The 14,212-nt window shown below is 74.2% G+C and carries 12 protein-coding genes and 1 tRNA gene; 11 read left to right on the top strand and 2 right to left on the bottom strand.

All coding sequences use genetic code 11. The features are described from left to right. Positions 1-97: 97 nt before the first annotated feature. The 3 genes from rsmA to ACFWA9_RS00810 all read left to right on the top strand — a co-directional run bounded on the left by rsmA (position 98) and on the right by ACFWA9_RS00810 (position 3,825). Positions 98-982 carry a 16S rRNA (adenine(1518)-N(6)/adenine(1519)-N(6))-dimethyltransferase RsmA gene (gene rsmA, locus ACFWA9_RS00820; protein ID WP_329489298.1) on the top strand — a complete coding sequence of 295 codons (885 nt, stop codon included), beginning with the start codon at positions 98-100 and terminating at the stop codon, positions 980-982. After that, positions 979-1,905: a 4-(cytidine 5'-diphospho)-2-C-methyl-D-erythritol kinase gene (locus ACFWA9_RS00815; protein ID WP_352290649.1), complete on the top strand. Its 927-nt coding sequence runs from the start codon at positions 979-981 to the stop codon at positions 1,903-1,905. Before rsmA ends, ACFWA9_RS00815 begins: the two co-directional genes overlap by 4 nt. A 111-nt stretch (positions 1,906-2,016) precedes the next feature. Beyond that, on the top strand, positions 2,017-3,825 hold the full coding sequence (locus ACFWA9_RS00810; protein WP_380382138.1) for an ABC-F family ATP-binding cassette domain-containing protein: 1,809 nt from the start codon (positions 2,017-2,019) through the stop codon (positions 3,823-3,825). Between the two features lie 53 nt (positions 3,826-3,878). On the opposite strand, the gene ACFWA9_RS00805 is transcribed toward ACFWA9_RS00810, so the two are convergent. Further along, the gene (locus tag ACFWA9_RS00805) at positions 3,879-5,897 is read right to left on the bottom strand and encodes an FUSC family protein (RefSeq protein ID WP_380382136.1); all 2,019 of its coding nucleotides are present in this window, start codon (positions 5,895-5,897) and stop codon (positions 3,879-3,881) included. 402 nt (positions 5,898-6,299) lie between these two features. On the opposite strand from ACFWA9_RS00805, the gene ACFWA9_RS00800 reads away from it, so the two are divergent. From ACFWA9_RS00800 to ACFWA9_RS00785, 4 genes are all read left to right on the top strand, one after another. After that, the gene (locus tag ACFWA9_RS00800) at positions 6,300-6,827 is read left to right on the top strand and encodes a hypothetical protein (protein WP_329489302.1); all 528 of its coding nucleotides are present in this window, start codon (positions 6,300-6,302) and stop codon (positions 6,825-6,827) included. A 43-nt stretch (positions 6,828-6,870) separates the two neighbouring features. Next, positions 6,871-8,517 carry a WXG100 family type VII secretion target gene (locus ACFWA9_RS00795; protein WP_380382134.1) on the top strand — a complete coding sequence of 549 codons (1,647 nt, stop codon included), beginning with the start codon at positions 6,871-6,873 and terminating at the stop codon, positions 8,515-8,517. 235 nt (positions 8,518-8,752) lie between these two features. After that, positions 8,753-10,045, top strand: a complete 1,293-nt coding sequence (locus tag ACFWA9_RS00790) for a S8 family serine peptidase (RefSeq protein WP_359803693.1) — start codon at positions 8,753-8,755, stop codon at positions 10,043-10,045. Between the two features lie 162 nt (positions 10,046-10,207). After that, entirely contained in the window at positions 10,208-11,548 is a 1,341-nt protein-coding gene (locus ACFWA9_RS00785; protein WP_352290655.1) for an MFS transporter, read from the top strand. Positions 11,549-11,609: 61 nt separating this feature from the next. On the opposite strand, the gene ACFWA9_RS00780 is transcribed toward ACFWA9_RS00785, so the two are convergent. Then, positions 11,610-12,215, bottom strand: coding sequence for a flavodoxin family protein (locus ACFWA9_RS00780; protein ID WP_329489306.1), 606 nt, complete (start codon positions 12,213-12,215; stop codon positions 11,610-11,612). A gap of 155 nt (positions 12,216-12,370) precedes the next feature. Here ACFWA9_RS00780 and ACFWA9_RS00775 point away from each other — a divergent pair, with 155 nt between their 5' ends. The 4 genes from ACFWA9_RS00775 to ACFWA9_RS00760 form a co-directional block, all read left to right on the top strand. Further along, positions 12,371-12,781 (top strand): helix-turn-helix domain-containing protein, encoded by a 411-nt coding sequence (locus ACFWA9_RS00775; protein ID WP_329489307.1) that lies wholly within the window; start codon positions 12,371-12,373, stop codon positions 12,779-12,781. 135 nt (positions 12,782-12,916) lie between these two features. Beyond that, positions 12,917-12,989: transfer RNA gene (locus ACFWA9_RS00770), tRNA-Thr, on the top strand. 170 nt (positions 12,990-13,159) lie between these two features. After that, positions 13,160-13,828 carry a LuxR C-terminal-related transcriptional regulator gene (locus ACFWA9_RS00765; protein WP_352290656.1) on the top strand — a complete coding sequence of 223 codons (669 nt, stop codon included), beginning with the start codon at positions 13,160-13,162 and terminating at the stop codon, positions 13,826-13,828. A gap of 118 nt (positions 13,829-13,946) precedes the next feature. Beyond that, positions 13,947-14,212, top strand: a 266-nt coding sequence (locus tag ACFWA9_RS00760) for an NAD-dependent epimerase/dehydratase family protein (protein ID WP_380382131.1), incomplete at its 3' end; no start/stop codon positions are given.

The following is a 14,212-nucleotide window of genomic DNA, read 5'->3' as shown; positions in this document are numbered from 1 at the left end:
CGTTCCGCCGGGCCATGCGCGCCGCCGCACCCGGTGGTGAGCGCCCCCGCCGCGGTGGCCGAACCCCGGGGGCTCCCCGCGCCCGTATCCTTGGCGCGTGAGCACCACCGATCCCACCTCTGACATCCACCTGCTGGGCGCCGCCGACGTGCGGGAGCTGGCCGCCGCGTTCGGTGTGAAGCCGACCAAGCAGCGCGGGCAGAACTTCGTCATCGACGGCAACACCGTCCGGCGGATCGTCCGGGCGGGCGGGGTGACGGCCGAGGACTCCGTGGTGGAGGTCGGGCCCGGGCTCGGGTCGCTGACGCTGGCGCTGCTGGAGGTCGCGCGGCACGTCACCGCGGTCGAGATCGACCCGGTGCTGGCGCGGCACCTGCCGGACACCGTCGCCGCCCGGCTGCCCGGCAAGGCGGACGCCTTCGACCTGGTACTCAGCGACGCCATGGAGGTCACCGAGCTGCCCGGCCCGCCGCCCACCGCGCTGGTCGCCAACCTGCCCTACAACGTGGCCGTCCCCGTGCTGCTGCACATGCTGGCGACCTTCCCCAGCATCGAGCGCACCCTGGTGATGGTGCAGAGCGAGGTCGCCGACCGGCTCGCCGCCAAGCCCGGCAACAAGGTGTACGGCGTCCCCTCGGTCAAGGCCAACTGGTACGCCGAGGTGAAGCGGGCCGGCGCCATCGGGCGCAACGTGTTCTGGCCCGCGCCGAACGTCGACTCCGGGCTCGTCTCGCTGATCCGCCGCGATCCGCCGCGGACCACCGCGAGCCGCACCGAGGTGTTCGCCGTCGTCGACGCCGCGTTCGCCCAGCGCCGCAAGACCCTGCGCGCCGCCCTCGCCGGCTGGGCCGGCTCCCCGGCCGCGGCCGAGCAGGCGCTCGCCGGCGCCGGCATCGACCACAAGCTGCGCGGCGAGATGCTGACGGTGGAGCAGTTCGCCGCCATCGCCGAGCACAAGCCCGTGAAGCCGGAGTCCGAGTGATCACGGTACGCGTCCCCGCCAAGGTCAACGTCCAGCTGGGAGTCGGCGGGCTGCGCGCCGACGGCTTCCACGACCTGGCCAACGTCTTCTTCGCGGTCGCCCTCGGCGACGAGGTGACGGCGAGCGCCGCCGGGCCGGGCGAGGGCGTCACCCTCACCTGCTCCGGCCCCGACGCGGCCGCCGTCCCGCTCGACGACAGCAACCTCGCCGCCCGCGCGGCCCGGCTGCTCGCCGCCCGGCACGGCCTCGGCGAGCCGGACGTGCGGCTGCACATCGCCAAGGCCATCCCGGTGGCCGGCGGGATGGCCGGCGGCAGCGCCGACGGCGCCGCCGCCCTGGTGGCCTGCGACGCGCTGTGGGAGCTCGGCACCCCCGCCGGGACGCTGCTGGAACTGGCCGCCGAACTCGGCTCCGACGTGCCCTTCGCCCTCCTCGGCGGCGTCGCCCTGGGCCGGGGACGCGGCGAGATCCTGGACCCGCTGCCCGTCACCGGGACCTTCCACTGGGTCTTCGCCGTCGCCGACGGCGGACTCTCCACCCCCGCCGTCTTCCGCGAGTGCGACCGCCTCCGGGAGGAGGCCGGCACCGGCTCCGGCGACACCGAGGTGCCCACCCCCGACGCCGACCCCGCCCTGCTCGCCGCCCTCGCCGACGGTGACCCCGTCGCGCTGGCCGGCGCGCTCGCCAACGACCTCCAGTCGGCCGCCCTCTCGCTGCGCCCGTCGCTCGCCGCGACCCTGCGGGCCGGCACCGAGGCCGGCGCCCTCGGCGCCCTGGTCTCCGGCTCCGGCCCCACCTGCGCCTTCCTGGCCAAGGACGCCGAGGCGGCGGCCGCCGTCGCCGAGGCCCTGCGCGCGTCCGGCACCTGCCGCACCGCGCACGCGACGTACGGCCCGGTCCCGGGGGCGGGCGTACTGCCGTAGCGGGCCCCGCCGGCTTCCCCGTTAGGCTGGGGAGATCGGGGCGACCCCGAATGGGGTGCGTACCGGGAGATCGGCGCGGCCCCGACCGCCGAATCCAGGAGCGCAGCACACGTGGCCGTCAACCTCGCCACCATCGAGTCCGTCACGAAGGTCTACGGCACCCGGGCCCTTCTGGACGGGGTCAGCCTCGGCGTCAGTGAAGGGGACCGGATCGGCGTCGTCGGCCGCAACGGGGACGGCAAGACCACCCTGATCCGGATGCTCGCCAAGCTGGAGGAGCCGGACGGCGGGCGGATCACCCACGCCGGCGGGGTGGAGATGGCCGTCCTCACCCAGCACGACTCGCTCGACCCGAAGGCCACCATCCGGCACGAGGTGATCGCCGGCCGGGCCGACCACGAGTGGCTCGGCGACGCGCGGATCCGCGACATCATCGAGGGCCTCTTCGGCGGCCTCGACCTGCCCGGCTTCGCCGAGGGCCTGGACACCGTGATCGGCCCGCTCTCCGGTGGCGAGCGCCGCCGGATCGCCCTCGCCAGGCTGCTACTCGGCTCGCCGGACCTGATCGTCCTGGACGAGCCCACCAACCACCTCGACGTCGAGGGCATCGCCTGGCTCGCCAAGCACCTCCAGAACCGCCGTTCCGCGCTCGTCTGCGTCACCCACGACCGCTGGTTCCTGGACCAGGTCTGCACCCGGATGTGGGACGTCCAGCACGGCGCGGTGCACGAGTACGAGGGCGGCTACTCCGACTACGTCTTCGCCCGCGCCGAGCGCACCCGGATCGAGGCCACCGAGGAGCAGAAGCGCCAGAACCTCGCCCGCAAGGAGCTGGCCTGGCTGCGCCGCGGCGCCCCCGCCCGGACCTCCAAGCCGCGCTACCGGATCGAGGCCGCCAACGCCCTGATCGCGGACGTGCCGGACCCGCGGGACAAGAGCGAGCTGATGAAGTTCGCCAACGCGCGGCTCGGCCGCACCGTGTTCGAGCTGGAGGGCGTGACCGTCACGGCCGGCCCGAAGCTGCTCCTGGAGAACCTGACCTGGCAGCTCGGCCCCGGTGACCGGATCGGCCTGCTCGGCGTCAACGGCGCCGGCAAGACCTCGCTGCTGCGGGCGATGCGCGACGCGTACGCCTCGGAGGGCGACGTGCAGCCCGCCTCCGGTGTGATCAAGGTCGGCAAGACGGTCCGGCTGGCCTACCTCTCGCAGGAGGTCGCCGAGCTGGAGCCGGAGACCCGGGTGCTGCAGGCGGTCGAGCAGGTGCGCTCCCGGGTGGACCTCGGCAAGGGCCGGGAGATGAGCGCCGGTCAGCTCTGCGAGCAGTTCGGCTTCGGCAAGGACAAGCAGTGGACGCCGGTCGGCGACCTCTCCGGCGGCGAGCGGCGGCGGCTGCAGCTGCTCCGGCTGCTGATGGACGAGCCCAACGTGCTGTTCCTCGACGAGCCCACCAACGACCTCGACATCGAGACGCTGAACCAGCTGGAGGACCTGCTCGACGCCTGGCCCGGCTCGATGGTCGTGATCAGCCACGACCGGTTCTTCATCGAGCGCACCACGGACGTGGTGCACGCGCTGCTCGGTGACAAGAAGCTGCGGATGCTGCCCAACGGCGTCGACGAGTACCTGGAGCGGCGCGCCCGGATGGCGGCCGCCGCGGTGCCGGCGGCCGCGGCCGGCGCCGTGGCGGCGGCGTCGGCCGGCCCGTCCGCCGGGGACACGCGGGCGGCGAAGAAGGAGATGCAGAAGCTGGAGCGGCAGATCGCCAAGCTGGACCAGAAGGAGGCCAAGCTGCACGCCCAACTGGCCGAGCACGCCGCCGACTTCTCCAAGGTCGCGTCGCTGGACACCGAGCTGCGCGGTGTTCGGGAGGAGAAGGAGGAGCTGGAGATGAGCTGGATGGAGCTGGCCGAGCAGGTCTGAGGGCCGGTCCGGTCGGTCGGGGACGGGTGGCCGGTGGGCCTGGGTCAGCCTGGTCAGCTTGGTCGGCCTCGGTCGCCGAGGAGCGTTTCGAGTTCGTCCGCCGCACGGCCCAGCGCGCTGCGCGCCGGGTCGTGCGGCCGGGTCGGACGGGCCGCCGGCCGGGTCGGCGGCCGGTGCGCGCGGGCGGCCGCGGTGAGGTCGTCCAGGGCCCGCCGGACCCGCTCCACCTCGCCCGGGTCGGGGACCCGGCCGCCGTACCGGATCTGTGCCGCGTACGCCGCCACGGCGCCGCTGAGGCGCTCCAGCGCGGCGGTCGCGGGCAGCCACTGTTCGGCGAGCCGGCCGGTGGGCGGCGGCTCCGTGAGACCCTGCTGCACCTCCCGGCGGGCGTCGGCGAGGGCGCGGTAGGCGGTGCGGCGGAGCCAGACCTCGGCGACCGGGGTGGCGGGGGCTTGTGCGGTGGCGGGGGCGTGCGCGGTGGCGAGGGTTTGGGTGGCGGCGGCCGGGATCGGCCGGGCCCCTCCGGTGACCGAGGCGAGGTAGGCGTGGAGCGCGGCCGTCGCGTCGACCAGACGGGGCTCGATCCGGTGGCGCGGGCGTTCCGGCCAGAGCAGGTAGCCGAACAGCAGCACGATCGCACTCGCGAGCGCGGTGTCCAGGACCCGGGGCCAGAACTCGGCCGCGCCGTTCTGCCCGCCGAGCTGGAGCAGGATCAGTGCCATCGGGGTGATGGCGACGGTGTTCAGGCCGTAGTGCGCCGCCGTCGCGTACGGCAGCAGCGCCACGCAGAGCGCGGCGATCACGGTCAGCGCCCACGCGTCGGTGGTGAGCAGGAGCACCCCCGCCGTCACCGCCACCCCCAGTACGGTACCGACCGAGCGGCTGACCGCGCGCAGGAACACCGAGCCGAGGTCCGGCTTGAGCACGAACGCGATCGTCATCGGCACCCAGTAGCTCTTGCTGAGCGGCAACGAGGCGGTGGCGGCCGAGCCGACCGCGATGCAGAGGGCCACCCGCAGGCCGTACCGGACCGACTCCCGGGAGAGCAGCCGCACGCGCAGCCGCCACGGGTCCGGGGGCGGTGGTGGCGCCGTCCCCAGGGCGGCCTCGCGCCCGGCGACGGTCTCGGCGGCCGCCCGCAGGGCCGCGTCCAGCGCCTGCCGGGACGGCGTGTCGGGCTGCCAGTCGGGCACCGCCACCTCGCCGCCGCCGCGCTCCACGGCCCGGGCGAGGAGCCCGGGGACGGCGGCGGCCTCCGGCGGGACGGGCCGCCAGGCCCAGAGCAGCCCGCTCGCCGCCTCGGTGGCCGCCAGCGCCGCCTCGTACATCCGGCGGAGCCGGACGGTGCGGGGGGCCTCGGGCACCCCGGGGCGAGGCGGCGGGAGGAGGTCCTGGAGCTGGTTCAGACGGGCCGTCAGGACCTGGCGCGACGCGGCGCCCCGCGGGGTGCCCAGGTCGGCCAGGGTGGCGCCGAGCGCGTCGTACGCGGCGGCGAGCGCCCGGGTGCGCGGGTCGGCGCGCGGGCGGCGGTGGCTGCGGCCCGGCAGGCCGAGCAGGACCACGAAGGCCGCCCCGGCCAGCATCATCGGCGCGGCCGCCCACCACGGCCGGGCGAGCGGCATTCCGCTCCCCAGCGCGGCGGAGACCAGCAGCAGCATCCCCGCCGCGGACCCGCGCGGCCCGGTGGCGCTCAGCGCCCCGGACACGAACGCCGTGGCGGTGAGCGCCGCACCGATGGCCAGGGCGGTCGACAGAAGCCCCCGGGGGTGGAACTCCTGCAGGGCGGTGCCGATCAGCATGCCGAGTGCGGAGGCGGACACCGCCGAGGCGATCCGCGGGGCGCGCAGCCGGGTGGGCTCGACGCGGTCGTTCATGGTGGCGTGCATCGCGCCGAGACCGGCGAAGACGCCGAGGTCCAGGTGGTGGGAGAGCAGCCCGAGCGCGAGCGGCACCGCCATGCCGACCGCCGCGCGCACCGTCGGCGCGAGCGGCAGCGGGGGCCGGGCCGGGCGGGCGGCCCGCGCCCACCACGGGGTGCTCCGCCGTACGGGACCGGACGACCGGGACGGCACGTGATCACATCCATTCCGCTGCGGGCCGCCTCGCACGCGGGTGGGCGGGGCGGAGGGTCGCTGCTGTGCGACATTGCGCGGCAGATGAGGTCGTACCCGGCCGAACCGGACCCGGCCAGTCTAGCGGTCGGCCGGGCGGGGGCCGCCGGGGCCTGTACGTGTCAAGTTCGTACCGATCGCACGCCCCTGGGGCACCGGCCCTGCCGACCTGACGGAGCGGGTGGCTACGATGGCTCAGGCGACTGCTGTCCGGACGGCGGGCGGCACGCCGAGTACGACGGTAAGACCGAGAAGTTGACGGTGTGTTGCGGTGCGGCGGCCCACGGGCCGCCCCGCACGCGGGGGAGAGGTGGATTTGCGGTGGCTGACGCACCTGTAGGCGGAGAAGCCGGGACGAACGGCGTGACGGCGCCTCCGGACGACAAGCCGTTCACGCTCGGGACCCATGGCGGCGGCTGGTTCGGCGGTATGTTCGGCGTGGTCGACAACGTCGTCCGGGCCGTGGAGACGAACGTCAGCGCCTCGGCGCTGGTGTCCGCCTTCGGAAGCAAGAACGTCAAGATCGAGCTGGACACGCTGACCGCCTTCGCGAAGAAGATCGAGGCGCTGCTCCAGGCGATGGAGGGCTCGGAGGCCGCGCCCTACAAGCTCCAGGAACAGCGGCTGCACGCGGACAACTTCGGCAAGGGCTTCACGCAGTCCACCGACCTGACGGCCGCGTACGGGAAGACCCACGACGCCCTGGTCAAGCTGCACAAGGACTTCGTCTCCCAGATCGAGGCGATGAAGACGGCGGTCGCGCAGACGGCGGGCAACTACGCCGGCAACGAGGAGAACACCACGGCCGCCCAGCAGGCGGTCGCGAAGAACGCCGGTGTGGTCAACCCGGCGGCGGGGCCGAACGGGCCGGGCCCGAAGGTGGCCTTCTGATGCCGGTCAGGGGCAGGAGTCTCGGTAGGACGGGGAGTAAGTAATGGCAGGCGGAACAGACTTCGAAGGCAAGAAGCACGAAGAGCTCAAGGCCATGGTCGCCGGCACCGACCCCGGCAAGGTCCTCAGCCGGGGTACCCAGCTGCAGGCGGCCGGCAAGGTCCTGAAGGAGCTCAGCCAGGCACTCAAGGCGCATGTCGACCAGATCTCCTGGGAGGGGCCGGCCGCCGAGAGCTTCAAGACCTGGGCCGGCAACTTCCACAAGTCGGCGGCGCTGATCGGCGACTACTCCACCGGCGCGGGCGATGCCATGCACCAGGCGGGCGAGGCGCTCAGCACGGCCAAGACCGCGGTGCCCGACGTCCCCAAGGCCGAGGTCGAGACGGTCAACAAGCACAACAGCCAGCCGTGCCCCACCATCACCCCGCTGCTGGAGATCAAGTACGGCGGTGTGGGCAGTTCCGCCGACCAGATCATGAAGAAGGTCGACTCCAACTGGGTCACCGCGACCGAGGCCGCGGCGGCGAAGAAGAAGGTCGACCAGGAGCACCAGGAAGCCATCAACCAGATGGTGAAGCTGGGGCAGGCCTACGAGGCGGCGACCACGAAGCTGAACTCGCTGGAGCTGCCGCCCCTGCCGGGGACCCCGGGCCAGGGGGGTGACCGGGACAGTTCGTCTGACTATGTGCCCGGTGGTGGTGGCGGCGGAACGGGCTCCAGCCACTACGCCCCCAACCCCAACACGGGTGGCGGCGGCGGTGGCGGGAGCTACAGCCCGCCGCCCGGGGGCGGAGGCGGCGGCTCGGTGACCCCCCGTCCGCCCGCGCCGGTCCCGACCGGGCCCGGGCACATCGACCCGGTCCCGCCGCGCCCCAGCCCGACGCCGGTGCCGCTGCCGGGTGACCCGGGCATCCCCGGGCCGACGCCCGACCCGTCGTCTCCGGTGATCCACCGACCGGGGACCGGCATCGACAGCGTGCCCACCCTGCCGACCTCTCCCACCGGTCCGGTGGCGCCGACCGGGCCCGGCGGTTTCCCGCCGAACGGCCCGGGAGGTACGCACGGGCTTCCGGTCGGCCCCGGCGGTCAGCCCGGCGGGCCCCTGCCGTTCAACCCCTTCGGCCCCGGTGGCGGTTCGCTCCCCCCGAAGGGGAGCAGCCCGACCATTCCGACCTCGGGCCGGACGAACCCGTTCGGTGGCGGTGGCGGATCGGTCCCCCCGAAGGGAACCCCGTCCGGGCTGCCCGGCGGCGGACAGCCCTTCGGATCGCGTGAGGCCCAGGGCGGCAGCGGTCGGTCCGCGGCCGGCAACGGCATGGGCGGTTCGGGCGGCGGCATGCACCCGGGCATGGGCGGCGGTCACGGTGGCGGAGCCTCCGGTGGCAGCTCGCGCGGTCGGGGCCTGACCTCGACCACTGGTGGCACGGTCGGCGGGACCAAGGGTCCGGCCGCGGGGGGCGCGTTCACTCCCGGTGGCACGGGCCTGCGGAGCCGGGCGGGTGCCACGGGCGGTGCGGGCGGGGAGAACGGGCCGCGCTCGGGCCAGAACGGCATGGCGGGCGGTCCCGGCATGTCGGGTCACGCGGGCAAGAGCGAGCGCGACCGTCGCAAGCGTGCGGACTACCTGCACGAGGACGAGGAGACCTGGACGAGCGGTACGCCGCAGAGCAATCCGGGCGTGATTGAGTAGGACTGTGACGACTGCCCGGCCACTGGGCTCCCCCGGTGGCCGGGCAGACCTGTCCGGGGCGTGGTCCTCGGTGACGGGGAGACAACGAGGAGTCGTGATGCGGCGAACGGATGTACGGGTCGGTGGGCGAATGTTCGCCGTGGCGCTGCTGGCCTCAAGCGTTGTAGTGGGCCCAGCCGTGGTTCCGGCCGCTGCGGAGGGTTCGATCCGGAACGACCAGTGGCACCTGGATGCCATGCGTGCGCCGGAGATGTGGCAGACCTCGAAGGGGCAGGGCGTCACGGTCGCGGTGATCGAGGGCGGGTTCAAGCTGGATCACCCGGACCTGGTGGGGCAGTTGCTACCGGGTAAGGACTTCAGCGGCCTTCCGGGCGGGGTGGGTGCCTCGGCCACCGGCCACGGCACGCAGATGGCCAGTCTCATCGCGGGATCCGGGAAGGGCATGGGAGGCAACGGGGCCTACGGTCTGGCGCCCGGGGCCAAGATCCTTCCGCTGAAGATCCGGAACGGCAACGAGGGTGCCGTCACCTCGGCGGACTTCCTCGACCAGATCGGTCAGGCCATCACCTTCGCCGTCGAGCAGGGCGCCAAGGTCATCAACATCTCGCAGGGCATGGCCGCCCCCAGTACCTCTCCGGACGACGTGGCCAAACTGAACCGGGTGATCGCCGGTGCGAACGCGAAGGGCTCGCTGGTGGTCGCCAGCGTCGGGAACTCCGCTCAGAGCGGGAACCTGGTCGAGTACCCCGGCGGTCTGCCCGGGGTCGTGGGGGTGGGTGCGGTCGACCGGAACGGTGTGGTGACGTCGGAGTCGGAGCAGGGGCCGCAGGTCGATCTTGTCGCGCCCGGTATGGATATGGTCGACGCCTGCACGGGCCAGACCGGGTACTGCAAGAGCCACGGCACCTCCGACGCGACCGCGCTGGTCTCCGCGTCGGCGGCGTTGGTCTGGGCGGTGCACCCCGACTGGACCGCCAACCAGGTGCTGCGGGTGCTCATCAACACCGCGGGGAAGCCGAGTGACGGCGCCGCCCGGGCAGACAACGTCGGCTACGGCGCGGTCCGGCCCCGGATCGCGCTGACCACGCCGGGGGATCCGGGGCCGGCGGACGTGTCCCCGATCCCCGAGAAGGCCGTCGAGGCCCCCCCGGCTTCGCCGTCTGCAGCCCCGTCGCCCTCGGCGAGCGCGTCCACCGGTGCTTCGGCGGCGGCGAGCGCGCCGCAGACCGCGAACAGCGCCCCCGTGGCGGCCCCGCCGGCCGCGCAGCCGCCCGCCGCCGAGGCGTCCGACTCCGGCAGTGCGCTGCCGATCGTCGTCGCCGTGGTGGTCGGGCTGGTGCTCGTGGCGGGCGTGGTGTTCCTGGTGCTGCGCCGGCGCGGGGCGGCCACCGCCGCGCCGGCCGTCGAGGCGCCGCCCGCTCCGGTGGGGTACCCGCAGGCTCCGCCGCAGGCCGGGCCCGGGGTGCCGCCGGGGCCGCCGTCGTACGGGCCGCCGGCTCCGCCGAGCGACAATCCGTACGCCCGCTAGGGGAGACGGTCCGACTGCCCGGCCGCTGGGGTGAGCCCCGGTGGCCGGGCAGTCGTCGTCGGTGGTGGCCGTGGTGCGGGGCGGGCGTGAGGTGCCGGTTGTGCGCCGTCGTCACCCAGGTGGGCGCTGTCGCGGGGGTGCGGGGGTCGCCAGGGTGGCGGTATGGATACGCAGGAAGCCCGCCGGTCGGCGCAGTTGCGCAGGGCCGCGGCGGCGGCGCTGATCGGTACGGCGATCGAGTTCTACGACTTCTTCATCTACGGGACGGCGGCCGCGCTGGTCTTCGGCGGGGTGTTCTTCCCGGGCCTGGGTACGGTGGGAGCGCTGTTGGCGGCGTTCTCGGTGTACGCGGTGGCGTTCCTGGCCCGGCCGCTGGGGGCGGTGGTGTTCGGGCACTTCGGGGACCGGCTGGGGCGGCGGGCCACCCTGGTGGTGTCGCTGCTGCTGATGGGCCTGTCGACGGCGCTGGTCGGTGTGCTGCCGGGGTACGGGGCGTGGGGGTGGTGGGCGCCGGCCGCGCTGGTGCTGCTGCGGGTCTGCCAGGGCGTCGGGCTCGGCGGGGAGTGGGGCGGGGCCGCGTTGCTGATCGCGGAGAACGCGCCGGCCGGGCGGCGCGGGCGGTACGGGGCGTTCCTGCAACTGGGGCCGACCATCGGCTTCGCGCTCGCCAACGGCATCTTCCTGGTGCTCCAACTGGCGCTGAGCGAGCGGTCGTTCCACGGCTGGGGCTGGCGGGTGCCGTTCCTGGCGTCGCTGGCGTTGGTGGCGATGGGGCTGTTCGTGCGGCTGCGGATCGAGGAGACGCCGCTGTTCCGGGCCGGTGAGGTGCGGACGCGGCCGCCGGTGCTGGAGGTCCTGCGCGGCCACTGGCGGACGGTGCTGATCGGCTGCGGGGTGATCACCGTCGGGTACGCGCTGTTCTACCTGACCACCACGTACGCCCTGGCGTACGCGACGACCGGGCTCGGGGTGCCCAGCACGGTGGTGCTGTCGATGCTGCTGACGGGCGTCGCGGGCCAGGCCGTGACGGTCTGGGTGAGTGCCCGGCGCAGTGACCGGTGGGGGCGCCGGCGGATGCTGCAGGGGGCGACGGGGCTCGCGGTGTTCTGGTCGCTGCTGCTGTTCCCGCTGCTGGAGACGGTGAGCCGGCCGCTGATGTTCCTGGCCCTGGCCGGGTCGATGGTGGTGCTGGGATGCCTGCTCGGGCCGCTGGCGGCGTACCTGCCGGAGCTGTTCCCGACCCGGGTGCGGTACACCGGCGCCGCGCTGACGTACAACCTGGGCGGGGTGGTGGGCGGTGCGACGACGCCGCTGATCGCGACCAGGCTGACCGACGCCTACGGGACGGCGGAGCCGGTCGGCTGGTACCTGGCGGCGCTGGGGCTGGTGTCGCTCTGCTGCCTGCGGCTGCTGCCGGAGACCAGCGGTACGGACCTCGCGCTGGCCGGGGCCGACGGCGGACGCCGCCGGGCGCCCGCCCTGGGGGCGGACCCGGCGGCGTAGCGCGCGGTGGTGCTGCCGGCCCCGGTGGGCGGCTCGGCACCCCGGGTGACTCAGCTCACTGTCAGGCGGCGACGGGGGTCAGGGCGGCGCGGCCGGCCAGCAGGATCGCGGTGTGCTTGGCGACGCGGTCACCGAGGTGCTCGGCGGTGGCGATGTCGGCCAGGTGGACGGCGTCGGTGCCGCCGTCGGACGGGGTGGAGGCGGCGGCGCCGGCGAAGAAGCCGAGGCGGTTGAGGTCGTGCTCGGTGCCGGTCGAGGAGTTCCAGCCCGGCTTGAGGCCCAGGTTGACCCAGTTCATGCCGTGCTGGGCGGCGAGGGTCTGGAAGAAGCCGAGGGTGCCGGACTTGTCGCCGCTCTTGGAGGCGGAGTTGGTGAAGCCGGCGGCGACCTTGTCCAGCCAGGCGTCGCCGAACCAGCGCTTGCTGCTGGCCTCGGCGAAGACGTGGAAGGCGCCGGAGGCGGTGCCCATGTAGGTGGGCGAGCCGAAGACGATCGCGTCCGCGGCGTCCAGCCGGGCCCACTGCTCCTCGGTGATGGTGTCGACGGCGACGGTGACGACCTCGGCTCCGCTCGCGGCGGCGCCGCGGGCCACGGCCTCGGCGATGACGGCGGTGTGGCCGTAGCCGGAGTGATAGGCGATGGCGACGGTGGGGCGGATGGCGGTCATGGCTGGGTGCTCCTCGGTGGGACGCGTGAAAGGGAACGGCAGGGGAGGCCGGGGACGGCGGCTGGGCGCCGCCCCGTCCAATGGTCTCCAATGTAGACCAAGTCTCCAGAAGTTACCAAGAATGGATTGGAGACCGAAGGGCTACCCTGGAGGGCATGACGACGCAGGAGCGGTCCCCGGCCGGGCCGGAGCAGGCCCAGGACCTCGATGTCTTCGCCCAGCTCTGTCCGAGCCGCGCCATGCTCGCGGACCTGGCGGACAAGTGGACGATGCTGATCCTGATGAGCCTCGGCGAGTTCGGTCCGCAGCGGTTCTCCGAGCTGCAGCGCGCGGTGGACGGGGTCAGCCGCAAGATGCTCACCCAGTCGTTGCGCACCCTGGAGCGCAACGGCCTGGTGCGGCGCACGGTGTACCCCGAGACGCCGCCGCGGGTGGTCTACGACCTGCTGCCGCTCGGCCGGGAGCTGTCCGCGCTGCTGGCGCCGGTCGGTCGCTGGACGGAGGAGCGGACCGCGGAGATGCTCGCCGCGCGCGAGGTGTTCGACGGGGCTCACCCCGACGCCTGACCGGCTGTACGACGCCGTCGCGGCGCCCTCGGGCGGGGGGTCGGCGAGGGGGTCGGATGTCCTCGATCGGGTGGTCGGAGCCGATTTCCCTTCCGGGCCGTCGGCCGTGTAATGTCTCCCTTGTTCGACCGGTTCGCCCCTATAGCTCAGTCGGTAGAGCGTCTCCATGGTAAGGAGAAGGTCTGCGGTTCGATTCCGCATGGGGGCTCAAAGTGAAAGACCCTCGCCCAACGGCGAGGGTCTTTTTCGTGTCCGCCCGCCGTCGCCGGGTCGGAGGCGGGCTAGCGGGCCGGGTGCCGAATGCGCTGTGATGGTGCGTCATCGGCCGCCCGCCCTACCGGGTGCGGGCGCGGGCCGGACCCCGACGGGGAGGGTGTCATGGGCGTTCGACTCGTGGTGGTCGACGACCACCGGCTGCTGGCCGAGGCGCTGGCCACCGCGCTCCAGCTGCGCGGTCACCGGGTGCTCGCGGTCGGCTCGCCGGCCGGGTCCGCCGCCGACCTGGTGGCCGGGCGCCGGCCCGAGGTGTGCCTGCTCGGGGTGGCCGGTCCGGCCGATCCCGGGGCCTTCGACGGGCTGCGCCGGATCCGCCGGGAGCGGCCCGAGGTGGCCGTCATCGTGCTCGGTCCGGTCGGTGAACTGCGGGGCGTGGCCGGTGCGTTCGCGGCGGGCGCGGCGGGCTACGTGCCCAGCGACGAGCGGATCGAAGTGGTCGAGCGGGCCATCGGGCGGGCCCGGGCCGGGGAGGCGGCGGTCGCGGTGGACGTGCTCCGGGGCGCCTTCGACCAGTTGCTGCGCCCGGCCGCGGAGCCGGACGACGAAGCGCTCCGCCTGCTGCGGCTGCTGACCCGCCGTGAGGTGCAGGTGCTGGCCCGGATCGCGGACGGCGAGGACACCGCGGCGATCGCCGCCGGGATGCGGATCGCGGCGAGCACCGCCCGGACGCACGTCCAGCGGGTGCTGATGAAGCTCGGCGCGCGGACCCGGCTGGAGGCGGCGGCGGTGGCCGCCCGGACGGGACTGCTGGAGCGGATGGCGCGGGGCTGAGCGGGCGGTCCGGCCGGCGGTCCGGAGCACTCCCGCGGCCAGGGACAATAGGCCCCAGTCGTACGTACGTCACCGATGGCCGCCCACCGGCGGACCATCGCCCGCTGGAGGTCTCATCATGAGTAAGTACCTGGTCACGGGTGGCGCCGGCTATGTCGGCAGCGTGGTCGCCGCCCACCTGCTGGAGGCGGGACACCAGGTCACCGTCCTGGACGACCTCTCCACCGGCTTCCGCGAGGGTGTGCCGGCCGGCGCCGAGTTCGTGCGGGGGCGGATCCAGGAGGCGGGGGAGGTCCTCGACGCCTCCTTCGACGGGGTGCTGCACTTCGCGGCCTCCTCGCAGGTCGGCGAGTCGGTCGCGGACCCGGAGAAGTACTGGCGCAA

The organism is Kitasatospora sp. NPDC059973 (genome assembly GCF_042737525.1).
Classification (GTDB): domain Bacteria; phylum Actinomycetota; class Actinomycetes; order Streptomycetales; family Streptomycetaceae; genus Kitasatospora.
This window is presented reverse-complemented; position numbering and strand designations above follow the sequence as displayed.